Origin of the sequence: Roseovarius indicus, assembly GCF_008728195.1 — a bacterium.
GTDB lineage: Bacteria > Pseudomonadota > Alphaproteobacteria > Rhodobacterales > Rhodobacteraceae > Roseovarius > Roseovarius indicus.
Window position 1 is genome coordinate 5,318,326 of sequence record NZ_CP031598.1, and the last position, 22,097, is coordinate 5,340,422.

Sequence of the window (22,097 nt, forward strand, 5' to 3'; positions counted from 1 at the left end):
TATGATACGATCATAACGGGTCGGCAAGAAATCCGTGCGATATTTCGAGCAGTTCAAAGGCGGCAGGACAAATGTTTCAGCAGACCAGACCGCGATCGTTCATTCAGTCCGCTTTCGTCATCTGCGAACTGATCTACCACGCCACCGTGCGCAAGGTGCGCAGCAGCCATAACAACGCCTTCCTCGCGCTTGCGATGAACATGCTTCAGGCGGTCGTGCTGGTGGCGGCGTTCTACGTGATGTTCACCATTCTGGGCCTGCGCGGCGCCAAGCTGCGCGGCGATTTCCTGCTTTACGTGATGTCGGGCATTTTCCTCTACATCACCCACGTGAAATCGGTCGGCGCGGTCGCCGGGTCGGAGAACTCGGCCTCCCCGATGATGCAGCACGCCCCGATGAACACCATCATCTCCATCGTGGCGGGCGCGCTCAGCACGCTTTACATCCAGGCGCTGTCGCTGCTGACGATCCTCTTCGTCTACCACGTGGCCTTCAAGCCCTTCGACGTGAACGAGCCGGTCCTGGCCTTCTCGATGTTCCTTCTGGCATGGTTCACCGGCTGCGCGGTGGGGCTGGTTCTGCTGGCCGTCAAGCCGTGGTTCCCGACCTTCGTGCAGGTCTTCACACAGGTCTATCAACGGGCCAACATGATCGCCTCGGGCAAGATGTTCGTCGCCAACGCCCTGCCGCCGACCATGCTGATGCTCTTCGACTGGAACCCGCTCTTCCACTGCATCGATCAGGCCCGGGGCTTCGTGTTCATCAACTATTTCCCGCGAAACTCCAGCGTGGAATACCCGATCATCGTCGCGCTGGTGCTGGTGATGATCGGCCTGATGGGCGAATTCTACACCCGTCAGCACGTATCAAGCAGCTGGGGCGCACGGCGGTGATGCGCGCCGCCCTGCTCTGCCTCCTGCTTCTGATCCCGGCCATCGCCCCGGCCCAGGGCCTGCCGGCCCTCTACGACGTGACGGACGTGGCCGACAACGACACGCTCAATCTCCGCTCCGGCCCGTCGACCAACTTCGCCATCGTCGACAAGCTGCCGCCTGATGCCACGGGCCTCGAAGTGGTCGATACCGACAGATCCGGGGAATGGGGCCTGATCAACGTGGGCGAGCAATCCGGCTGGGTCGCGCTGCGCTACATGGTCCGTCAGCCCGGTCAGCCCGAGACGGGCCTCGCCCCCAACCTCGCCTGCTCCGGGACAGAGCCGTTCTGGTCCTTCTCCCTCGCCGACAACACGGCCGAGATGAAACGGCCGGAAACCACCATTCCCTTCACCGACGTCCTGATCGTGCCATCCGAAAACCGGACCGACCGGCATGCGCTTTTCGCCGACGGGGGCGATACGGTCGTCACCGCCATGATCGGCCGCAACCAGTGCTCCGACGGCATGTCAGACCGCGCCTATGGCCTCGGCATCGACCTGCTCGTCACCGACAAGACGGCGCTCAAGGTCTATTCCGGCTGCTGCTCCATCGCCCGCTAGGCTTGGGACGACGGCCCGCCGTGACGGGCCGCCGCCATGGCATCAGTTGCCCACGCAGGTGTTGCAGCCACAGACCGAGGCCGTCCCCTGCACCAGCGTATTCCAGTTGCCGTTCCAGTTCCCCGTCCCACAAACCTGCGGGCAGACCGTCTCGGCCTGCGACTGGCCGGAAATCGGGCCGGCCTTCACATCGCACCGGTTCATCAGCCCGGGCGACGCACCGGCGCTTTTCGTCAACAGGTGAGAGGCCTTGGCAGTGTTCTGCGGCGTCGCGCTCCCGTGACAGCTGAAACACCCGGTATCGAAAAAACTCGAAGAGTTCGAATGCGGCTGCGAAAAGCTCTCCATCGAGGCGTTCGCCAGCCCGTGCGAACCTGCCATCACCGAGTCGAACGGGTCGGTCGAGCTCATGTTGAAGCGCGACATGTCGGTCCAGACAGCCCCGCCGAGGTAGTAGTTCTGCAGCACCTGCAAGTCACTCGACCCTTGCGTGGCGATCAGGCCGCCAGACCCGGCCAGCAAGGTGTTGAGATACTCGATATTGGCGATATTCGTCGCCGCCCCGCTCTGGTCCGTCGGGGTGCCAAGATACTCCACAAGGCAGATATCGTTCGCCGTGCCCTGGATGATCGTGTTGCCCTCTGAATCGTACTGCGCCGCGGGCTGGTCGTCATTCGACGGGTTCCAGCTGCATTCCGACGAACAGGCACTCAAAAGATCGGTGCCATCGGTATAGTTCTGCGCCACACAGGCGTTGCAGCTCTGCCCGACAAGGTTCCAGCCATCGGCAGGCTGCGGGCGGGTAAAGCCCTGGCCCTGGTTGACAGTGCAGTTGGGCGAGTTGTTCACATGCTCGAACGTGGCCCAGACGAACTCGGGGTGAATCGCGGTATTCACCACGATATGAAACCCGATCAGCCCGAGAAGCGTATCGCCTTCCCCTTCCAGGGAGACGGTCTGGGTATAGTAACTGCCCGCATCCGCCCCATCGGGAAGCACCTGCCACGCCGTCTTCAGCTCGACCACCTGGTTCTTGCCGGTGGGAAAGTTAGGGTTGTCGGCACCTGCATCGGGAAACTGCCCATCGGCCAGGATCCCGCATTCGTTCACCGAAAAGGTCCGGTTGTAGAAAACGATATTGCCGTTCTTGTCATAAAGCGCATTGCCGCTTGCCTGGTCGGGGATATCCGGCTGCTTCGGCAGGCTGGCGATAAACCCCCGCTCCGCATCCACCGTGGTTCCGGCCTGAACCGACGTGCAGGTATCGAGGTCGACCACCGGATGCACCGCGCGGTTCTCGAAATTGCGCATGTCACCGCTGGGCGCCGGGTTCATCAGGTAGGTGAACCACCGCCACGAATAGATATGGAAATCGCAGTTATTGGCACTCGCGCCGTTGGGCACCTCGGCCAGCGTCGTCGGGTCGGGCGAAAGCCAGTCCGACGGGGTGATCGCGCTCACATCGCAATTGTTCTGGGCGGCAGCTGGGTCAGAGAACAGCCCCGCCAGGCCGAAGGCCAGGCCGGCAAGCAAAAGTCTCATGGTGGTATTCCTCGCTAATGAAGGTTCGAATTGAAACGAACTCGCAAAGCCCCACCACAACTTTAACAAGAACTACCGTCGCAGAATTGACGTTACGTAACAAGAACTTTCGCTGTCGGTCGAGGTTTTCCCTAATCCACGACCCGCAGCGTCAGGTTGATCCGCCCGCCCTTCGGCAACAGCGTCGACGTGCCAAATCGGATCTTGTCGAGCCCATGATAGAGCAGCCTCGCCTCGCCCCCCATCACCACCACGTCACCCGACCGCAGCCACACCGATTGCGTCTTGCCGCCCCGCGTGGCGTTACCGATCCGGAACATCCCCTCGTCGCCCAGCGACACCGACAGCACCGGCCAGCCGAAATCGGCCTCGTCGCGGTCCTGGTGCATCCCCATCCGGGCCTCTTCGCCATAATAGTTCACAAGGCAGCAATCCGGCATCCGCTCCGTGCTCACCAGTGTGCGCCAGATCGCCAGAACGCTCTCCGGTATCGCGGGCCAGTCCTGCCCGTCGGGGTGCTGCCGCTCATACCGATACCCTTTCCGATCCGAATACCACCCGTATTTCCCAGCCGACGTCATCTTCACCCGCATCGGTTTGCCATAGGGTGTCATCGGCGAGAACAGCGGCGCAATTTCGGCCACGCCGCGGATATCGTCCACCACCTGCCCCTGCGCCTCGCGGTCGAGGAATCCCTCGTACACGTCTACGCCCCTGATCGTCTGTGTCGGTTGCATCGCGCCCTCCGGTCCGAATCCGCGTCCTTCCTACCGCACTTGTTCCAATTTTGCAGGTTACGCCGCGCAGCGGCGCTTGCAGGGCGCAAACGGCCTGCCTATATACGCCGAGAAGCGCAGGACGGGCCTCGCCCGGTCTGCCAGAGTATCGGGGCCGGATGCCATAAAGGGTCCGGTCATCGTGGAAATCGCCTTAAGAAGAAGGGATCGAAAAACATGTCCAAAGTGATTGGTATTGACCTCGGCACCACCAACAGCTGCGTCGCCCTCATGGATGGCAGCCAGGCTCGCGTGATCGAGAACTCCGAAGGGGCACGGACAACCCCCTCCATCGTCGCGTTCACCGAAGACGAACGCCTCGTCGGCCAGCCGGCCAAGCGCCAGGCGGTCACCAACCCCGAAAACACCATCTTCGGCGTCAAGCGCCTCATCGGCCGCCGGGTCGACGACTCGGACCTCGCCAAGGACAAGAAGAACATGCCGTTCTCCGTCGTCGATGGTGGCAACGGCGACGCATGGGTCTCTGTCCGCAACGAGAAGTATTCGCCGTCGCAAATCTCCGCCTTCATCCTCGGGAAGATGAAGGAAACCGCCGAAAGCTATCTCGGCGAAGAGGTGACGCAGGCCGTCATCACCGTTCCCGCCTATTTCAACGACGCACAGCGCCAGGCCACGAAAGATGCCGGCAAGATCGCCGGCCTCGAAGTGCTGCGGATCATCAACGAACCGACCGCCGCCGCGCTGGCCTATGGCCTCGACAAGCAAGAGACGCACACCATCGCCGTCTATGACCTTGGCGGCGGTACGTTCGACGTCACCATCCTCGAAATCGACGACGGCCTCTTCGAAGTCAAATCCACCAACGGCGACACGTTCCTCGGCGGTGAAGACTTCGACATGCGCATCGTCAACTACCTCGCCGACGAGTTCAAAAAGGAACACGGCGTCGACCTCACGCAGGACAAGATGGCGCTGCAGCGTCTGAAGGAAGCAGCCGAGAAAGCCAAGATCGAGCTGTCCTCCTCCTCGCAGACCGAGATCAACCAGCCGTTCATCTCGATGAGCTCGAGCGGCCAGCCGCTGCACATGGTCATCAAGCTGACCCGCGCCAAGCTGGAAAGCCTCGTGGGCGACCTGATCCAGGCCTCGCTGAAACCGTGCAAGGCCGCGCTGAAAGACGCCGGTCTCTCGGCCAACGAGATTGACGAGATCGTTCTGGTCGGCGGTATGACCCGCATGCCCCGCGTGGTCGAGGAAGTGACCAAGTTCTTCGGGAAAGAGCCCCACAAGGGTGTGAACCCCGACGAGGTCGTCGCCATGGGTGCCGCCATTCAGGCCGGCGTGCTTCAGGGTGACGTGAAAGACGTGGTCCTGCTCGACGTGACCCCGCTGTCGCTGGGTATCGAAACGCTGGGCGGTGTCTTCACCCGCCTGATCGACCGCAACACCACGATCCCGACCAACAAGTCTCAGATCTTCTCGACCGCCGAAGACAACCAGTCGGCCGTGACGATCCGGGTCTTCCAGGGCGAGCGTGAAATGGCCGCAGACAACAAGCTGCTCGGCCAGTTCAACCTCGAAGACATCCCGCCGGCCCCGCGCGGCATGCCCCAGATCGAGGTGACCTTCGACATCGACGCCAACGGCATCGTCTCCGTCGGCGCCAAGGACAAGGGCACCAACAAGGAGCAGAAGATCACGATCCAGGCGTCGGGCGGTCTTTCCGAGGAAGACATCAACAACATGGTCAAGGACGCCGAGGAAAACGCCGAAGCCGACAAGGCCCGCAGAGAGATGGTCGAGGCCCGCAACCAGGCCGAAAGCCTCATCCACTCGACCGAGAAGTCGATGGAAGAGCACGGCGACAAGGTCGATCCGTCCACCATCGAGGCGATCGAACTGGCCGTCGCGGCCCTGAAAGACGAGCTCGAGAAAGACGATGCCACCGCCGAAAAGATCAAGGCCGGCATCCAGAACGTCACCGAGGCCGCGATGAAGCTCGGCGAGGCCATCTACAAGGCCAGCCAGGAAGAGTCGGATGACGAGCCCGCCGCGGCCGACCGCAGCGGTTCGGACGACGACGATATCGTCGATGCCGACTTCGAGGATCTCGACGACAACAAGCGCTCGTGAGCCGAGCGACGGTTGACCGGGGGCCTGCACAGGGCCCCCGTTTGACCTTTTGAAGGAGATCCGAGATGTCCAAACGCGACTATTACGAAGTACTTGGGCTCTCAAAGGGCGCGTCGGCAGAAGAGATCAAGAAAGCCTACCGCACCAAGGCCAAGGAACTTCACCCCGACCGAAACAAGGACAACCCCAACTCCGAGAAGGCATTCAAGGAGGCGGGCGAAGCCTATGACGTCCTGAAAGACCCCGAGAAGAAGGCGGCCTACGACCGCTTCGGCCACGCCGCGTTCGATGGCGGCATGGGCGGCGGCGGGCGTCCCGGCGGCATGGGCGGCGCCGGCCAGGGCGATTTCGCCTCGGCCTTTTCCGACGTGTTCGACGACCTGTTCGGCGACTTCATGGGCGGCCAGCGCGGCGGCGGGCGACAGCGCGCCTCGCGCGGCTCCGACCTGCGCTACAACCTGCGCGTCACGCTCGAGGAAGCCTATACCGGCCTGCAAAAGACCATCAACGTGCCCAGCTCGGTCACCTGCGATGCCTGCGATGGCTCCGGGGCCGAAGGCGGCGCCGAACCCACAAGCTGTCCGACCTGCTCGGGCATGGGCAAGGTCCGCGCGCAACAGGGCTTCTTCACGGTCGAACGCACCTGCCCGACCTGTTCGGGCCTGGGCCAGATCATCAAAAACCCCTGCAAGTCCTGCCACGGCCACGGCCGGGTGGAACGCGACCGTTCGCTCAGCGTGAACATCCCCGCAGGCGTCGAAACCGGCACCCGCATCCGCCTTGCCGGCGAAGGCGAGGCCGGCATGCGCGGCGGCCCGGCGGGCGACCTCTATATCTTCATCGAGGTCTCCCCGCACGAGCTGTTCCAGCGCGAGGACAAGAACCTCTTCTGCCGCGTGCCGGTCTCGGTCAGCACCGCCGCCCTTGGCGGCGATATCGAGGTACCCACCATCGACGGCGGGCGCAGCCGGGTGAAGATCCCCGAAGGCTCGCAGACCGGCCGGCAGATGCGCCTGCGCAACAAGGGCATGCCCTCGCTTCGCGGCGGCGCCCATGGCGACATGTTCATCGAACTGGCGGTCGAAACGCCGGTGAACCTGACCTCGCGCCAGAAGGAAATCCTGCGCGAATTCGCCGGTCTCAGCGAAGACAACAACCCCGAGAGCAAGAGCTTCTTCTCCTCGGTGAAAAGCTTCTGGGACTCGATGAAAAGCTGATGATTGATCCCGGCGCGCCCTCTGACGGCGCGCCGGGATACGCCTCACGGCTTACCTCTCTCCATAACATTCGAAGAACCCGCGATAGCCAACCGTCAGGCCCGCATCGAGGGTCATGACAAGGTCGGCCGCCTGCTCCGTGGCGCCATCCACCGGCGTGACCTGCATATCCACACCATCTGCCGTGAACCCCGCGTCGGCATCGCCTTCAAGCGCCACAAGCCGGCCGTTCAGCTTCATCACCGCCGCGCCGGCGTCATCCGAAGCCAGAATAGCCGGGCTGTCGAGCGTGCGCAGGAACCGGCATTGGGCGTCGCCGTCCAGTACACCGCTGATCTCCTCGCCGGTCATCGCCTCGGCATCCAGCGTCTCGACCCGAACTTCCGAAAGCGCCTCACCGACACTCGCCACCGGCGCGGGCTCACCTCCCGACCTCGCCGGAATGGGAGCGGCATCCGCATCGTCCTCGGGATGGGCGATAAGGTATTTCATCTCGGCAATTTCCTTGTTCTGCGCCGCGATGATGCTATCGGCAAGCTTGCGCACCCGCGGGTCCGAGATATTGGCCCGACTCGACGTCATGATGGCAATCGAATGGTGTGGTATCATCGCCCGCATGAAACTCTGATCGTTCACCGTCACCTGGCTGCGCACCAGGTACAGCATCGCGGCAAACACGATCACGCTGCCAGAGAAGATGGCGATGTTCACCTTCCGGTTTGAATACATCGCCAGCATGAAGGACAGCATGATCACCGCCATCACGGCTCCCATGAGCACCGCCATATAGGCGCGCGTCTCACTGTAAAGCGCGTGCGGCCAAAGGTATGTGTTCAAATACATCAGGCCGAACATCACCACCGTCGAAGTGCCGATCATCGCGAAAAAGCGCCAGTAGGACATGGAAAACCTCCTTTCGGGTCGATCCCTCCTGCCCAACCAACGGGGTTCCAGCGCTGGAGGGTTCCGAGATTTCCGAAAACTTGATTTCCCGAACCGCGATGAATATCTCCCCATCAGGCAAGGACGACCTCGCCCGATCCAATCGATCACTGCACGGGACGACCCGGTAAAATCGGAGACGCCCCATGCGCACCACCCTCGACCGTATCCGCCAGGCCCTTGCCTTCGAGATCCTCGGCATCCTCATCGTCACCCCGCTTTTCGCGTGGCTCTTCGCCCACCCGATGGGCGATATCGGCGCGCTCGCCATCATCAGCGGCACGCTTGCGACGCTCTGGAACTACATCTTCAACCTCGGCTTCGATCACGCCCTCCTGCGCTGGCGCGGCACGGCGCGGAAATCCCTGCCCCTGCGCATCGCCCATGCCACCCTGTTCGAGCTGTCCTTCATGGCGCTGCTCCTGCCGGTCGTGGCGTGGTGGCTCGATATCTCCCTGCTCGCCGCCCTAGTGATGGATCTCTCCTTCGCGGCCTTCTACCTCGTCTATACCTTCGTCTTCACATGCGGCTATGACAGGCTCTACCCGCCCGAGGCGCCACAGCAGGCTTAACCCTTCGCTAACCATACAGGCGCATCCTGACGGGCATGTCCGACTCCAACGCCTTTTCCGACATGTCCCTCCCGCTCTTCGACAGCGATGAATGCCCTGCGCCCGTCACCCGGCTCGAGCCGAAACAACCCTCCTACCTCCGCGATCATCGCAGGCGCCTGCGTGACAGGTTCTTGTCCGGCGGCCCCGGCGCCCTGCCCGATTACGAGATGCTCGAACTTGTCCTCTTCCGCGCCATCCCGCGTCGCGACGTCAAACCCCTCGCCCGCGCCCTGCTCGACCGGTTCGGCGATTTCAACGGCGTGCTCTCCGCCCCGCCCGACCAGCTTGAAAGCACTGATGGCGTGGGCGAGGCCGTGATCTGCGAACTCAAGGTGGTCGAGGCCGCCGCGCACCGCCTCTCGCAATCCCGTATCCGCCAGAAACAGGTGCTGTCCTCGTGGGATGCTCTGCTCGATTATTGCCGCACCACCATGGCCCACCGCCCCACCGAGCAGTTCCGCGTCTTCTACCTCGACCGCAAGAACACCCTCATCGCCGACGAGGAACAGGCCGAAGGCACGGTCGACCACGTGCCCGTCTACCCGCGCGAGATCATGAAGCGCGCGCTGCTGCTCAACGCCAGCGCGCTCATCCTCGTCCACAACCACCCCTCGGGCGACCCGACGCCATCCGATGCCGATATCTCCATGACGCGCCAGATCGTGCGCGCCGCCGAGGCGCTGAACATCGTGCTGCACGATCACGTCATCATCGGAAAGTCGGAGGAGCTCAGCTTCCGCGCCGAGGGCTACCTGTAACCCGCATCAGCGCACCCAAACCTCGACCCGCCGGTTGATCTGCCGGCCCCAGGCGCTGTCGTCGCAGGCCATCGGCATCGCCTCGCCAAACGCTTCCGTCTCCAGCCCGATCCGCGACAGGTTCGCCGTCTCTGCCGCCTCGACCACGGCGTCGCGCACCGCGTCGGCCCGCCTCTGGGCAATCTTCAGATTGGCCGCCGCCGCCCCGTCGCTGTCACTGAACCCCACGAAAACCAGCCGGCGCGAGTCGTAAAGCCCAACCTCCATCGCCCGCGCGAGTTGCTGCACGTTCGACCGCGATTGCGCATCCAGCCGCACCGACCCTGTCTCGAACCGGAACGTCGTGGTCAGCCGTTTCAGCGGCGTCAGGAACGACACCATCCGCTGCAATTCCTCAAGCTGCGTCTCTTCCCCGGCCCGCGCAATCGCGTTGGCGAACCGATCCCCCTGCTGGTGGATCGCGATCTCCTCGGGCGCCTGGTCGACGAACCCGGCCCGCCGCATCACCAGCTGCGCCGACGGGTCTCGCAGATACGACAGGAACTCGCGCACCAGCTTGGGAAACCGCCGCGCCGGCAAGTACAGGAACATCGGCGAGGTCAGCGGATAATCCTCGGTCTTCACCGCCTGCCGCCCGGCCCGAAGCTCGAAACCGCACTCGCCTCGTATCGCCAGCTCCCACGCCGCGTCCGTCTCCGACCGGCTGGTCACGCCAATCGCGAACGGGTCCGCCGCCACCGACCGGGCCAGCCCCGGCCCCGCCGGGTGAAAGGTCACCGCCTCCAGAAGCTTCTCGAAGGCGGGTTTCAACAGCCGGTCCTCCGTCGCCTGCCCCAGCCCCGAACGCGGCCCGTGCACATGCACCGCGATCGGCGCGTCAGGCCCGCCCAGCGCCTGCCAGTTGTCGATCTCGCCGGTCATCACCTGCACCAGCTCGGTCAGCGAGACCGACTGCACCGGGTTCGACGGCGCCACCACCGGCACCAGCGCATCCAGCGCAATCACCCGGCTGCCATTGCGCGACGACAGGTCGCCGATCCCCACCTCGCGGCCGCGCACCACTTCCTCGCGCCGCACCTCCCGCATCGCCATCACGATATCGGCCTCATCGGCCAGCAGGTCGGCAAACCCCTCGTCGGTGTTGTTCAGCCGGAAGGTGAACTCGCCCAGCACGCGGCCATCCTGCCCCGGGTCGGTCACCCGGTAGACCGTCTCGCGGTCCGACACGACCTCGCGATCGACCTGAAAGCTGTTGCGGATGGCAAACGCCTCGATCAGCGCCGGCATCAGCACCCGGCCCACGGTCGGCGCCCCGGAAAACGTCACCCGCGCCACGAACGCCTCGAGGTCGGGGCACCCCGGCCCCTCGCACACCACGCCCGACCCATCGACCGTCAGCTCGCCGTAAACCGTATCAACACGGTAGAACTCGCCGTCGAACCCCACCAGATTACCCGATATCTCGACATCTCCGTCGCGCGATATCAGCGTGACATCCTGCGCCCGGGCTGTGGGGACGAAGGAAAAAAGAAGAAGTGCGGCGAAGATCGCCGCACGTACAATCGCCATGAAATGACTCCCGGCCGCAGCTGTTTAGTTGCGGGCGATATTCAAGTCATCAAAGAGGTTTTTCAACAGCAGATAGTCACCAACCGCGTCACATTCCGGCATGGCAAGCACCAGCTCGCGGGCATCCATCCGGGTGTTGCCCGATTTCTGCAGGATCTGCGCCTCGATATCGGTGTTGCAGTTGGCCTCCGTCACCTCGGCTTCGAGGCTGATACGGATCATGCCTTCCTTCAGCGCGGTGCCCGACGGAAAGGTATAAACCTCGGCCATCATCGGGTTGAACGCGTCGGGGTCGCCAAGCCGGGTGATGAACCCGCCCTCGCCCTTGGCCGCGCTCGCCATGTCACGGGCGGCACCAGACCACACGTGGCCCTCGTCCTCGTAAAGCGAGTCGTATTCCAGCGCGTGAATGCCAAGCCCCTCCGGCCCGCTCCACTGCACCACGGCACGGTCGTAATATTCCAGCGTGCCCACCTCGGCATCGGCCACGGCGCTTGCGCCGCTGGCAAAGGTCGCGATGAAGATCGCCGACGTGTTGAGCGCAGGCACGCTGATCTCGGCTTTGCCATTCGCATCGGTGGCATCGGCGAACATCATGCCATTGTGGTGCAGCGTGAACCGCTCGTTCGACAGACACGGCGCCGACAGCGTCAGCCTGACCATCGCCGCGGCAACGGGCTGGGCCTCGAACGCAATGTCACAGCCGAAGCTCGGCGCAGGCTCTTCCTGCGGCAGCTCGGTGATCGGCTCATCCTCAAGCGCAGCCAGCGTCACCGGGGCATCCGGCAGAAGCTCGGGCTGCGGCGCGGCCGACGGCGGCACCGGAATGGCGGCGGTGAGGGCAATCTCCTCAAGCTGAACCTCGTCCTCTCCCTCGAAGGCCGCCTTGCGCGCCTCTTCGACAAGCGGAACCACGTCCTGCATCGCGTTGACCGACGCCACCTGAACATTGCTGGCCTGGGCCGCCTTGTCCGGAGACTGCATGTAGTGCTGCATGAAAAACCCGGTTCCCGCGGCACAGATCAACGTCCCGAGGACCGTTATGATACGTCTGGCACTGATCATGGCATTCTCCCACACCGAAAAGATCAGGGGGAGTTCTAGAAAGAGAAAAAGGCCGCCGTGAGGCAGCCTTATGATTTGATTATGCTCTGGTTATGGCGCTGACAGCTCAGGAAAACTGGCCGTGACAGTGCTTGAACTTCTTGCCCGATCCACAGGGGCAGGGCTGGTTCCGGCCCGGGTTGCCCCAGGTTTCGGGGTTGTTTTCATCGAACCCCTCGGGCGAAGACGTCTCCTGAACGATCTGCCCTTCCTTCTGGGTCTCGGCAGCGGCGGCCATCTGGGCGCGCTGCTGCTCCATCTCCTGCATCATCGACTGCTGCTCTTCCTCGGTCATCGGCCGGATCTGCGACAGCTTCTGCGTCACGTCCTGCCGCAGGCTGTCGAGCATCGTCTCGAACAACTGGAACGCCTCGGTCTTGTACTCGTTGAGCGGGTCGCGCTGCGCATAACCGCGGAAGCCCACGACGCTGCGCAGGTGTTCCAGCGTCAGCAAGTGCTCGCGCCATTTCTGGTCGATGGTCTGCAACAGGATCTGCTTTTCGATGCTGCGCATGTTCTCGGGGCCGAACGCAGCGGCCTTCTGCGCCATCATCTCGTCGGCGGCCTTTTCCAGCCGCTCGGCGATATCCTCGTCGTCGACACCTTCCTCGTCGGCCCATTCCACCACGGGCAGGTCAAGGTTCAGCTTCTCGCGCACGGCGGCGTCGAACCCTTCCATGTCCCACTGGTCGGCATAGGTCTTGGGCGGCATGTACTGATCGATCATCTCGTCGATCACCTCGCCGCGCATGTCCTGAACGATCTCGCTCAGGTCCGAAGCCTTCATGATGTCGAGCCGCTGCTTGAAGATCACCTTCCGCTGCTCGTTCATCACGTCGTCGAATTTCAGAAGCTGCTTGCGGATGTCGAAGTTGCGCCCCTCGACCTTGGCCTGCGCCCGCTCCAGCGACTTGTTCACCCACGGGTGAATGATGGCCTCGCCTTCCTTCATGCCAAGACCCGACAGCACCTTCTCAAGCCGTTCCGACCCGAAGATCCGCATCAGGTCGTCGTCGAGGCTCAGGAAGAACGCCGAACGCCCCGGGTCGCCCTGCCGGCCCGACCGGCCGCGCAACTGGTTGTCGATCCGCCGGCTCTCGTGCCGCTCGGTGCCCAGAACGAACAGGCCCCCGGCTTCCTTCACGGCCTTCTCGTCGGCCTCGTGCTCGGCCTCGATCCGCTGGCGAATCTCCTCGGGGTCTTTCTCGGGCTCGGCGGCGATGGCCTCCATCACCTTGAAATCGACATTGCCGCCCAGCTTGATGTCGGTGCCGCGGCCGGCCATGTTCGTGGCGATCGTCACGGCGCCCAGCTTGCCGGCATCGGCGACGATCTGCGCCTCTTTCTCGTGCTGGCGCGCGTTCAGAACGTTATGCGGCACCTTGGCATTGGTCAGAAGCTGGCTCAGAACCTCCGATTTCTCGATCGAGGTCGTGCCCACCAGAACCGGCTGCTTCTTCTCGTGCGCCTTCTGGATCGCTTCGATGATCGCGTTGTATTTCTCTTCCTGCGTCCGATAAACCGCATCGTCCTGGTCGATCCGGGCGATGGGCAGGTTGGTCGGCACTTCCACCACGCCCAGCCCGTAGATCTGCGCGAATTCCTCGGCCTCGGTCGCCGCCGTCCCGGTCATGCCCGCAAGCTTGTCGTAGAGGCGGAAGTAGTTCTGGAAGGTCACCTGGGCCAGCGTCACGTTCTCGGGCTGGATCTTGCAGCCCTCCTTCGCCTCGATCGCCTGGTGCAGACCCTCCGAAAGGCGCCGCCCGGGCATCATCCGCCCGGTGAACTCGTCGATCAGCACAACCTCGCTGTCGCGCACGATATAGTCCTTGTCCTTCTGGAACAGCTTGTGCGCCCGAAGGCCCTGGTTGACGTGGTGCACGATGGTCGTGCTCTCGGGGTCATACAGCGAATGCCCCTCCTCGATCAGCCCGTTCTCGCGCAGCGTCTCCTCGATGAACTCGTTGCCTTCCTCGGTGAAGGTCACGTTCTTGGTCTTCTCGTCGATCGTATAGTGCTCTTCCGTCAGCAACGGGATCAGCTTGTCGATGGTGACGTAAAGCTCGCTCCGGTCCTGCGCCGGGCCCGAAATGATCAGCGGCGTCCGCGCCTCGTCGATCAGGATGCTGTCCACCTCGTCGACGATGGCAAAGTGATGCCCGCGCTGGCTCATCTCCCGAAGCGACGATTTCATGTTGTCGCGCAGATAGTCGAAGCCTAGCTCGTTGTTGGTGGCGTAGATCACGTCACAGGCATAGGCCTGCTTCTTCTCGCCATCGGGCTGCTGCGGATAAACGACGCCCGTGGTCATGCCCAGCGCGCCGTAAACCTTGCCCATCCACTCGGCATCCCGCTTGGCCAGGTAATCGTTGACGGTCACGATATGCACGCTGCCACCGGTCAGCGCATTCATATAGGCCGGGAAGGTCGCAACAAGCGTCTTGCCCTCACCCGTCTTCATCTCGGAAATATTGCCCTGGTGCAGGAAGATCCCGCCCATCAGCTGCACATCGAACGCCCGCAGCCCCAGCGCCCGGCGCGCGGCCTCGCGACAGTTGGCAAAGGCTTCCGGCAGGATATTGTCGAGGCTCTCGCCCCCGGCCACCCGCTCCTTGAGGTCCGCTGTCCGGTCAATCAGCCCCTGGTCGCTCAGCGCCTCGAACTCCGGTTCCAGCGCGTTGATCTTGTCGACAAGCGGGCGTGTCGCCTTTACCTTCCGGTCGTTTGCTGTCCCGAAGATTTTCTTGGCGACAGTGTTGATACCCAGCATAGCGTGTCCGTTCCGGTGTTTCGCAAGTTCGTGAAAGGCAATTGCTTGCCCCTGCCTCTATGCCCCCCTAGAACGGGGCCAGCGGGCGGTCCTGCCTTGATCATAAGGCGATGTAAGGGGCCGCCGAACGAGTGTCAACGTAACAGGGCGCCGCGCCCTGATCCCGACCAGAAAAGGACAGCCCATGCCCGCAACCTTCCGCCCCATCCTCGCGGCCGCCTTCGCAGCCGCGATGGCCCTCAGCCCCGCCGCCAAGGCCCAGGAAACCGCCGACCCGAGCGAAGTGCTCGCCACCGTCAACGGCACCGAGATCACCCTTGGCCACGTCATCGCCGTCCGCGCCGATCTGCCGCGGCAATATGATCAATTCCCGCCCGCCCTTCTGTTCGAGGGCATCATCGATCAGCTGATCCAGCAGACGCTCCTCCAACAGTCCTTCGAGGGCGAGCTCTCCCTGCAAAGCCAAATTCTCCTCGAAAACGAAGAGCGCGCGGTCACCGCAGGCGAGGTCATTTCCGAGGTCATGGCCGGCGGCCTCGACGAGGACGCGCTGAAAGCGGCCTATGAAGAGCAATACCCCGACGAGGCCGGCGAAACCGAATATCGCGCCTCGCACATCCTCGTCGAGACCGAGGAAGAAGCCCAGGATCTCGTGACCCAGCTGGAAGACGGCGCCGATTTCGCCGCGCTCGCGCGCGAACACTCCACCGGCCCCTCCGCCCCCTCCGGCGGCGATCTCGGCTGGTTCGGCGAAGGCGACATGGTGCAACCCTTCTTCGAGGCCGTCGCGGCGCTCGAACCCGGCGGGGTCTCCGGCCCGGTCGAAACCCAGTTCGGCTGGCACGTGGTGACCTTGGCCGAAACCCGCGAAAAGGAACGCCCCGAGTTCGAAACCGTCCGCGACGAACTGGCCAGCCAGGCCCGCGAACAGATGCTCACGGCCCATGTCGAGAAACTCTCGGAAGATGCGCAGATTGACCGCGCCGATATTTCCGGCATCAATCCCGAGGCGATCAACGACACCAGCCTCCTGGAGAACTGACCATGGGCGCAACCCCTCCTCTTTCCCCGCTGGCCCCCGAAGCGTTCCCGACGCTTCCCGAGATCGGCGGGGTCAGCTTTGCCACGGCAGAGGCCGGAGTGCGCTATTCCGGGCGGCGCGACGTGATGCTCGCGCTGCTCGCACCGGGCACGGCCATGGCCGGGGTTTTCACCCGGTCGGCCACCCGCTCGGCGGCAGTGCTCGACTGCCAGAAGAAGATCCGTTTCCAGTCAGAGGCCGGCGCGGCGATCGTCGTCAACTCCGGCAACGCCAACGCCTTCACCGGCCGCAACGGCGAAGAGGCGGTCACCGCCGTTACCTCCGCCGTCGCCAAGACCCTCGACGTCCCCGAGGCGCGGGTCTTCTCCTCCTCCACCGGCGTGATCGGCGAACCGCTGCCCCATGGCCGCATTGCCGCCAAGCTTGAAGAGCTGAAGGGCAATCTCGACCCTACCGGCATCGAGAACGCCGCCCGCGCCATCATGACCACCGATACCTTCCCCAAGGGCTCGGGCACGCAGGTGGAAATCGACGGCCAACCCGTGCGCATCGCCGGCATCGCCAAGGGCTCCGGTATGATCGCCCCCGACATGGCAACGATGCTGGTCTACATCTTCACCGATGCCGCCATCGAACAGCCAATCCTGCAATCCATGGTCTCGGCCCTGAACCAGACCACCTTCAACTGCATCACCGTCGATAGCGACACCTCCACCTCCGACACGCTGCTTGTCGCCGCCACCGGCGCCTCTGGCATCCGCGTGACGGAAAACAGCATCACCTTCATGGAAGGGCTGCGGCGTGTCATGCTCGACCTTGCCCACCAGGTCGTGCGCGACGGCGAAGGCGCCACGAAGTTCGTCACCGTCTCGGTCACCGGTGCCTCCAGCGATGCCGACGCCCGCACCCACGGGCTCGCCATCGCCAACTCGCCGCTGGTGAAAACCGCCATCGCCGGCGAAGACCCGAACTGGGGCCGCGTCGTCATGGCCGTCGGCAAATCCGGCGCGCCCGCAGACCGCGACACGCTCAGCATCTGGTTCGGCGATATCCTCGTCGCCAAGGATGGCTGGGTGAACCCCGACTACTCGGAAGACGCGGCAGCGGCCTACATGAAGAACCCCGAGCTCGAGATTCACGTCGATCTCGGCCTCGGTGGCGGCCGCGCGGTGGTCTGGACCTGCGACCTCACCCACGGCTACATCGACATCAACGCCGATTACCGCTCATGAAGACCATCTTAGTCTCGGCGGTCGCCCTCATCGACGTCGACGGCCGCATCCTTCTGACACAACGCCCCGAGGGAAAATCCATGGCCGGCCTCTGGGAATTTCCGGGTGGCAAGATCGAACCCGGCGAAACCCCCGAGGCCGCCCTGATTCGCGAATTGCACGAGGAGCTGGGCATCGAAACCTGGCAAAGCTGCCTCGCGCCCCTCACCTTCGCCAGCCACAGCTATGACGATTTCCACCTTCTCATGCCCCTCTTCGCCTGCCGCAAATGGGAAGGCACACCACAAGGCCGCGAGGGCCAGACCCTCAAATGGGCCCGCGTGAACGAGCTGCGCAACTACCCGATGCCCCCCGCCGACATCCCCCTGATCGCCATGCTCCGCGACTGGCTCTGACCACCGCCCTCAGACCGGCCTCAGCAGATAGGCGCACTGGTTCTCGACATTCTCCGCGAACCCGGAAACCCCGAACCCGGCCTCGTCGATCATGTTCTCGAAATAGGCCTTGTTGAACTGAACCTTCAGAAGGTTGTCGCCATCGGCTCGCCCGTCCGGTCTGTCGGTCCAGGCCTCGGCGTTCTGCGCGACATTCACCGTCAGGTACACCCGCCCGTCCCCCGCGATGATGTTGCGCACCTCGTGCAGAGTCTGCACCGCCTCCGCCGTGCGCATATGGGTAAAGACCGACCGGATCATCACGAAATCCGCATCGTGATGCGCCGGGTCGATCTGGCCATGAATCGTCGCCCGGCCCGACGGGTTGTACCGGTCATTCTGCACATCGACATGCTGGAAGTGAAAATTTCCCCGGCCGGAAAGGTTGTCGCGGCACCAGCGAATATGCTTCGCCTGAACGTCCACACCCGTGAACTTCCTCGGCAGCATCCCCTCAAGCGCCAGCCCGTGCAGAAACCGCGCCGTCCCGCACCCCAGGTCGAGGATATCCGCCTCCGCCAACCCGTCAAAGCCACGCTTGTATTTCGACAGGCTGTCGACCTCCAGCATCGCCAAGACCGCCCGAACAAGGAACACCGCGTGCCGGCAATAAACCTCGTCTTCCTTCTCAGACGCATGGTTCATCCGAAGCTTCGGCGGCGGCAGCGGCAAGCCCCCGGCCTCGCCACCGGTTTTCCGCCCGTAACCAAGGAACGAGGCCATCGCGTCCACACCCGATCAAGAAATCATCGGCTTCAGGATGTAGTGAACTCTTTCAGCGAAGGCAATTCCGCCCTCCGCCCCGGGACGGCATCCGGCACCGCCCTGATTCGCGAAAAGTAAGGAGAATACGTGGCCGACATTCCGAAAGGTTGCCGTGCTTCGCTGCCAACAGCGACACCATTCTGTCACCAACCGACGGCTGACAGGCCGGGACCGCGCACCACACCTTTGAAGACACCCCCTTCAAATGGACGCGCTTCAATGACTTACGCCACGCCGCGTTCCGATGTCCCCACCGGCCGCAATACCCGGTGAACGGCTTTCATCACATAAACCCGTCGCGGCATGACATTTTTGCGAAACTGTCTTCTTTCGCCGGATAATTGTGCTATTTTGCAACCACTATTTCTTGGGGGAATATAATGCTCAGAACCATATCCATAGGGACCAGCATCCTGGCCCAGGGGTTGTACGTCGCATCATTGCCCGACGGTCGCATCACGGTCAGCGTGGGCGGCAAGACCCTTAGCGGGCGGCCTGTTTCCAAGGCGGCCTGACAAAGACCTCACGATCCTAGAATACAAAGGGGCGGGAAAATGATCCCGCCCCTTTCGATTCCGTACTCTGCCGAAGGCATCAGTCGAGGTTACGCTCGACCTCTTCCCGCTCGAAGATCTCGATCACGTCGTTCGGGCGGATGTCGTCGTAGTTCTCGAACGCCATCCCGCATTCCTGACCCGACTGCACTTCCGACACCTCGTCCTTGAAGCGCTTCAGCGTCTTCAGCGTGCCCTCGTGGATCACGACGTCATCCCGCAGCAGGCGCACCCCGGCAGACCGGCGGGCGATCCCCTCGGTCACAAGACAGCCAGCCACCTTGCCGACGCCCGAAACCTTGAAGACTTCCTTGATCTGCGCATAACCGATGAAGTTCTCGCGGATCTCGGCGCCCAGCAGGCCGCTCGCGGCCGCCTTAACGTCATCCACGAGGTCGTAGATCACGCTGTAATAGCGAATTTCCACGCCCTTCTGGTTGGCACTGTTCCGCGCCGGCGCATTGGCCCGCACGTTGAAGCCGATCACCGGCGCGCCAGACGCCTCGGCAAGGCCGATATCCGACTCGGTGATCGCGCCGACACCCGCATGAAGCACGCGCACGCGCACCTCTTCGTTGCCGATCTTCTCCATCGCCTGAACGATCGCCTCGGTCGAACCCTGCACGTCGGCTTTCACCAGGATCGGCAGTTCCTTGACGTTCTCGTTCTCCTTGGCCTGCGCCAGAAGCTGTTCCAGCGTGGTCCCGGCCCCGGCGGCGGCGCGTTTCTCCTTCGCCGCCTTCTGACGGTACTCGGCGATCTCGCGCGCCTGGCCTTCCGACTGAACCACGTTAAGAACGTCGCCCGCCTCGGGCGTGCCGTTCAGGCCCAGCACCTCGACCGGCACCGACGGCCCGGCTTCCTTGACCCGCTCGCCGCGGTCGTTGATCAGCGCACGCACCTTGCCGTACTGCTCGCCCACGACGAAGATATCGCCCTGGCGCAGCGTCCCGCGCTGCACGAGAACCGTCGCAACCGGGCCGCGGCCCACGTCAAGCTGCGCCTCGATCACGGCCCCCTCGGCGGCCCGGTTCGGGTTCGCCTTGAGCTCGAGGATCTCGGCCTGAAGCGCGATCGCTTCCAGAAGGTCGTCCAGACCCTGCTTGGAAATCGCCGACACTTCCACGTCCTGCACGTCGCCCGACATCGCCTCGACGACCACCTCGTGCTGCAGCAGCTCGGTGCGCACCTTGTCCGGGTTCGCCTCGGGCTTGTCGCACTTGTTGATCGCCACGATCATCGGCACGCCGGCCGCCTTGGCGTGGTTGATGGCCTCCACCGTCTGCGGCATCACCGAATCGTCGGCAGCCACGACCAGCACCACGATATCCGTCACCTGCGCACCACGGGCCCGCATAGAGGTAAACGCGGCGTGACCCGGCGTATCGAGGAAGCTCAGCACAGAGCCGCTTTCCGTCGTCACCTGGTAGGCGCCGATATGCTGGGTGATGCCCCCGGCCTCGCCGGAAACAACCTTGGCATCGCGGATCGCATCGAGAAGCGAGGTCTTGCCGTGGTCGACGTGGCCCATCACGGTGATGACCGGCGGCCGCGGCTGAAGATCTTCTTCCTTGTCCTCGACGCTGTCGATCACGTCTTCCACGTCCGAATCCGACACCCGCACGACGCGGTGACCGAATTCCTCGATGATCAGCTCGGCGGTATCGGCGTCGACGGTCTGGTTCTGCGTCACCATCATGCCGTTGTTCATCAGCGCCTTGATCACGTCGCCGACGCGTTCGGCCATACGGTTGGCCAGCTCCGACACCACGATGGCCTCGGGCAGCTGCACGTCGCGAACGACCTTTTCACGCTCCTGCGCGCCGCCCATGGCCTTCTGCCGGGCGCGCTCCTGCTTGCGCTTCATCGCGGCCAGAGATTTCTGACGCCCGCCTTCGCCGCCCGAAAGCGCCTGGTTCAGGGTCAGTTTGCCCGACCGGCGGCCATCGTCGCGGCCTTTGCCACGGCCCTTGCCCTTCTGGTCACGGTCGTTGTTCTTGCCATCGTCGCGGCGCGGCGGGGCGGCCTTGGCAGGCGCGCGCGTCTGCTGCTGCGCGGCATCTTCCGGGGCCGGCTGCGCGGCGGCCTCGGCGGCACGCTTCGCGGCGTCCGCCTCTTCCTGGCGCTTGCGCTCTTCTTCCTCGGCCTTCGCCTTGGCCTTTTCCTCGGCCTCGCGCTGTTCGCGCTCCTTGGCCTCGGCCTCTTCGCGCCGGCGCTGTTTCTCTTCCTCGCGGGCCTTCTCCTCGGCCTCACGCTGGGCGGCCTCTTCGACCTCGCGTTCCTTGGCCGCCTGCAGCGCCTTCATCCGGCGCTCCATTTCGGCATCGGAAATCCCGGCGGGCCGTCTGGTGCCGTCAGCCGATGTCTGCGAGGAGCCAGGCGCAGAACGACCGGGCGCGCCGCCGGGTTTCGCCGGCTTCACGACACGCTTGCGCTTGGTTTCCACCACGACGTTCTTGGTGCGGCCATGGCTGAAGCTCTGCTTCACGTTCCCCGACCGGGGACCGCCACGCACACCCAGAGTTTTCTTCCCGTCGTTGTCGCTCATCTGGTCTTTCTTCCTTTCCGATGGCTTTCTTCGCCACCCGAGACGCGCAGGCCTTTCAGCCTTGCCGCTTCCTCTACAACACGTAGCGGCAAACCGCCATCCCCCAGTGCGGCATGGATCACGGTTTGTCGCCCGAAGGCCCGGCCCAGCTCGTCAGCCGTAAGCCAGCCTATGAAATCGCCGCCATAAGGCGTGCTCAGCTTCGATTTCCCCCGCTCAGACCCGTCGCTGGCCTGGATCAGAACACTGGCCTCTTCCTTCTGAAGCCAGTCCTTGACCTTCTCGTATCCGCACACCGCCTCGCCGCCCTTCCGGGCCAGGCTGATCAGGTTCGTCACCCGCAGCGAAAGCTGCGCCTCGACGAAATCCGCCAAACCCTCCGGCACCTGCACCGGTTGCTTGGCGGCGCGGGCGAACAGGTTCTTGGCGGCCGCCTTCTCAAGCGCCGCCCGGTCCGCACTCACCCAGATGCCCCGGCCCGGCAGCTTGCCAAGCAGATCGGGCACGATCTGGTTGTCCGGCCCCGTCACGAACCGGATCATTCCTTCGACCGGCCGCACCTCGCCCGTGGCAATGCACTTGCGTTCGGGACCTTCCGACCGGTCCTTGGGCTGCCCACCGCGACCCATGAGACGCTACCG

The 22,097-nt window shown here is 63.7% G+C and carries 18 protein-coding genes; 9 read left to right on the forward strand and 9 right to left on the reverse strand.

Going from position 1 to position 22,097, the window contains the following annotated elements:
- Window positions 1-71 precede the first annotated feature (71 nt).
- Together RIdsm_RS25655 and RIdsm_RS25660 are read left to right on the forward strand one after the other, a co-directional pair.
- The gene (locus RIdsm_RS25655) at window positions 72-893 is read left to right on the forward strand and encodes an ABC transporter permease (RefSeq protein ID WP_057812186.1); all 822 of its coding nucleotides are present in this window, start codon (window positions 72-74) and stop codon (window positions 891-893) included.
- Complete coding sequence (locus RIdsm_RS25660; RefSeq protein WP_057812183.1) at window positions 893-1,495, forward strand: SH3 domain-containing protein; 603 nt, start codon at window positions 893-895, stop codon at window positions 1,493-1,495. The genes RIdsm_RS25655 and RIdsm_RS25660 overlap by 1 nt, the downstream gene beginning before the upstream one ends.
- 42 nt (window positions 1,496-1,537) lie before the next feature.
- Here RIdsm_RS25660 and RIdsm_RS30420 read toward each other — a convergent pair whose 3' ends face one another.
- Window positions 1,538-3,037: a mannan-binding lectin gene (locus RIdsm_RS30420; RefSeq protein WP_201455545.1), complete on the reverse strand. Its 1,500-nt coding sequence runs from the start codon at window positions 3,035-3,037 to the stop codon at window positions 1,538-1,540.
- Between the two features lie 131 nt (window positions 3,038-3,168).
- Window positions 3,169-3,774, reverse strand: coding sequence for an alpha-ketoglutarate-dependent dioxygenase AlkB family protein (locus RIdsm_RS25670; protein WP_057812179.1), 606 nt, complete (start codon window positions 3,772-3,774; stop codon window positions 3,169-3,171).
- 216 nt (window positions 3,775-3,990) lie between these two features.
- On the opposite strand from RIdsm_RS25670, the gene dnaK reads away from it, so the two are divergent.
- The gene (gene dnaK, locus RIdsm_RS25675) at window positions 3,991-5,907 is read left to right on the forward strand and encodes a molecular chaperone DnaK (RefSeq protein WP_057812177.1); all 1,917 of its coding nucleotides are present in this window, start codon (window positions 3,991-3,993) and stop codon (window positions 5,905-5,907) included.
- A gap of 65 nt (window positions 5,908-5,972) precedes the next feature.
- Window positions 5,973-7,124 carry a molecular chaperone DnaJ gene (gene dnaJ, locus RIdsm_RS25680; protein ID WP_057812176.1) on the forward strand — a complete coding sequence of 384 codons (1,152 nt, stop codon included), beginning with the start codon at window positions 5,973-5,975 and terminating at the stop codon, window positions 7,122-7,124.
- Window positions 7,125-7,175: 51 nt separating this feature from the next.
- Here dnaJ and RIdsm_RS25685 read toward each other — a convergent pair whose 3' ends face one another.
- Entirely contained in the window at window positions 7,176-8,027 is an 852-nt protein-coding gene (locus RIdsm_RS25685) for a DUF305 domain-containing protein (RefSeq protein ID WP_057812174.1), read from the reverse strand.
- A 185-nt stretch (window positions 8,028-8,212) separates the two neighbouring features.
- Here RIdsm_RS25685 and RIdsm_RS25690 point away from each other — a divergent pair, with 185 nt between their 5' ends.
- Window positions 8,213-8,638 (forward strand): PACE efflux transporter, encoded by a 426-nt coding sequence (locus RIdsm_RS25690; RefSeq protein ID WP_057812172.1) that lies wholly within the window; start codon window positions 8,213-8,215, stop codon window positions 8,636-8,638.
- Between the two features lie 35 nt (window positions 8,639-8,673).
- Window positions 8,674-9,438: a RadC family protein gene (radC, locus tag RIdsm_RS25695; protein WP_057812170.1), complete on the forward strand. Its 765-nt coding sequence runs from the start codon at window positions 8,674-8,676 to the stop codon at window positions 9,436-9,438.
- A 6-nt stretch (window positions 9,439-9,444) separates the two neighbouring features.
- Here the strand turns inward: radC and RIdsm_RS25700 are convergent, their stop codons facing one another.
- The 3 genes from RIdsm_RS25700 to secA form a co-directional block, all read right to left on the reverse strand.
- Window positions 9,445-11,007, reverse strand: coding sequence for a phosphate ABC transporter substrate-binding/OmpA family protein (locus RIdsm_RS25700; protein ID WP_057812168.1), 1,563 nt, complete (start codon window positions 11,005-11,007; stop codon window positions 9,445-9,447).
- A 24-nt stretch (window positions 11,008-11,031) separates the two neighbouring features.
- Window positions 11,032-12,072 carry a hypothetical protein gene (locus tag RIdsm_RS25705; RefSeq protein ID WP_057812166.1) on the reverse strand — a complete coding sequence of 347 codons (1,041 nt, stop codon included), beginning with the start codon at window positions 12,070-12,072 and terminating at the stop codon, window positions 11,032-11,034.
- Window positions 12,073-12,178: 106 nt separating this feature from the next.
- The gene (secA, locus tag RIdsm_RS25710) at window positions 12,179-14,881 is read right to left on the reverse strand and encodes a preprotein translocase subunit SecA (RefSeq protein ID WP_057812164.1); all 2,703 of its coding nucleotides are present in this window, start codon (window positions 14,879-14,881) and stop codon (window positions 12,179-12,181) included.
- A 184-nt stretch (window positions 14,882-15,065) separates the two neighbouring features.
- Between secA and RIdsm_RS25715 the strand changes: the two genes are divergently transcribed.
- Genes RIdsm_RS25715 through mutT form a run of 3 tightly spaced genes read left to right on the forward strand, consistent with a single transcriptional unit; the run spans window position 15,066 to window position 17,550 of the window.
- Window positions 15,066-15,923: a peptidylprolyl isomerase gene (locus tag RIdsm_RS25715; RefSeq protein WP_057812162.1), complete on the forward strand. Its 858-nt coding sequence runs from the start codon at window positions 15,066-15,068 to the stop codon at window positions 15,921-15,923.
- 2 nt (window positions 15,924-15,925) lie between these two features.
- On the forward strand, window positions 15,926-17,155 hold the full coding sequence (gene argJ, locus RIdsm_RS25720) for a bifunctional glutamate N-acetyltransferase/amino-acid acetyltransferase ArgJ (RefSeq protein WP_057812161.1): 1,230 nt from the start codon (window positions 15,926-15,928) through the stop codon (window positions 17,153-17,155).
- Window positions 17,152-17,550 carry an 8-oxo-dGTP diphosphatase MutT gene (mutT, locus tag RIdsm_RS25725; protein ID WP_057812159.1) on the forward strand — a complete coding sequence of 133 codons (399 nt, stop codon included), beginning with the start codon at window positions 17,152-17,154 and terminating at the stop codon, window positions 17,548-17,550. Before argJ ends, mutT begins: the two co-directional genes overlap by 4 nt.
- Window positions 17,551-17,559: 9 nt before the next feature.
- Here mutT and RIdsm_RS25730 read toward each other — a convergent pair whose 3' ends face one another.
- From RIdsm_RS25730 to RIdsm_RS25740, 3 genes are all read right to left on the reverse strand, one after another.
- Window positions 17,560-18,312: a class I SAM-dependent methyltransferase gene (locus tag RIdsm_RS25730; protein ID WP_057812157.1), complete on the reverse strand. Its 753-nt coding sequence runs from the start codon at window positions 18,310-18,312 to the stop codon at window positions 17,560-17,562.
- Between the two features lie 636 nt (window positions 18,313-18,948).
- Window positions 18,949-21,456 (reverse strand): translation initiation factor IF-2, encoded by a 2,508-nt coding sequence (gene infB, locus RIdsm_RS25735; protein WP_057812155.1) that lies wholly within the window; start codon window positions 21,454-21,456, stop codon window positions 18,949-18,951.
- Entirely contained in the window at window positions 21,453-22,085 is a 633-nt protein-coding gene (locus RIdsm_RS25740) for an RNA-binding protein (protein WP_057812153.1), read from the reverse strand. Before RIdsm_RS25740 ends, infB begins: the two co-directional genes overlap by 4 nt.
- Window positions 22,086-22,097 lie beyond the last annotated feature (12 nt).

Coding starts and splice junctions, on each gene's coding strand:
- RIdsm_RS25655 (WP_057812186.1), top strand. CDS start 72: ATGTTTCAGCAGACCAGACCGCGATCGTTCATTCAGTCCGCTTTCGTC.
- RIdsm_RS25660 (WP_057812183.1), top strand. CDS start 893: ATGCGCGCCGCCCTGCTCTGCCTCCTGCTTCTGATCCCGGCCATCGCC.
- RIdsm_RS30420 (WP_201455545.1), bottom strand. CDS start 3,037: ATGAGACTTTTGCTTGCCGGCCTGGCCTTCGGCCTGGCGGGGCTGTTC.
- RIdsm_RS25670 (WP_057812179.1), bottom strand. CDS start 3,774: ATGCAACCGACACAGACGATCAGGGGCGTAGACGTGTACGAGGGATTC.
- dnaK (WP_057812177.1), top strand. CDS start 3,991: ATGTCCAAAGTGATTGGTATTGACCTCGGCACCACCAACAGCTGCGTC.
- dnaJ (WP_057812176.1), top strand. CDS start 5,973: ATGTCCAAACGCGACTATTACGAAGTACTTGGGCTCTCAAAGGGCGCG.
- RIdsm_RS25685 (WP_057812174.1), bottom strand. CDS start 8,027: ATGTCCTACTGGCGCTTTTTCGCGATGATCGGCACTTCGACGGTGGTG.
- RIdsm_RS25690 (WP_057812172.1), top strand. CDS start 8,213: ATGCGCACCACCCTCGACCGTATCCGCCAGGCCCTTGCCTTCGAGATC.
- radC (WP_057812170.1), top strand. CDS start 8,674: ATGTCCGACTCCAACGCCTTTTCCGACATGTCCCTCCCGCTCTTCGAC.
- RIdsm_RS25700 (WP_057812168.1), bottom strand. CDS start 11,007: ATGGCGATTGTACGTGCGGCGATCTTCGCCGCACTTCTTCTTTTTTCC.
- RIdsm_RS25705 (WP_057812166.1), bottom strand. CDS start 12,072: ATGATCAGTGCCAGACGTATCATAACGGTCCTCGGGACGTTGATCTGT.
- secA (WP_057812164.1), bottom strand. CDS start 14,881: ATGCTGGGTATCAACACTGTCGCCAAGAAAATCTTCGGGACAGCAAAC.
- RIdsm_RS25715 (WP_057812162.1), top strand. CDS start 15,066: ATGCCCGCAACCTTCCGCCCCATCCTCGCGGCCGCCTTCGCAGCCGCG.
- argJ (WP_057812161.1), top strand. CDS start 15,926: ATGGGCGCAACCCCTCCTCTTTCCCCGCTGGCCCCCGAAGCGTTCCCG.
- mutT (WP_057812159.1), top strand. CDS start 17,152: ATGAAGACCATCTTAGTCTCGGCGGTCGCCCTCATCGACGTCGACGGC.
- RIdsm_RS25730 (WP_057812157.1), bottom strand. CDS start 18,312: ATGGCCTCGTTCCTTGGTTACGGGCGGAAAACCGGTGGCGAGGCCGGG.
- infB (WP_057812155.1), bottom strand. CDS start 21,456: ATGAGCGACAACGACGGGAAGAAAACTCTGGGTGTGCGTGGCGGTCCC.
- RIdsm_RS25740 (WP_057812153.1), bottom strand. CDS start 22,085: ATGGGTCGCGGTGGGCAGCCCAAGGACCGGTCGGAAGGTCCCGAACGC.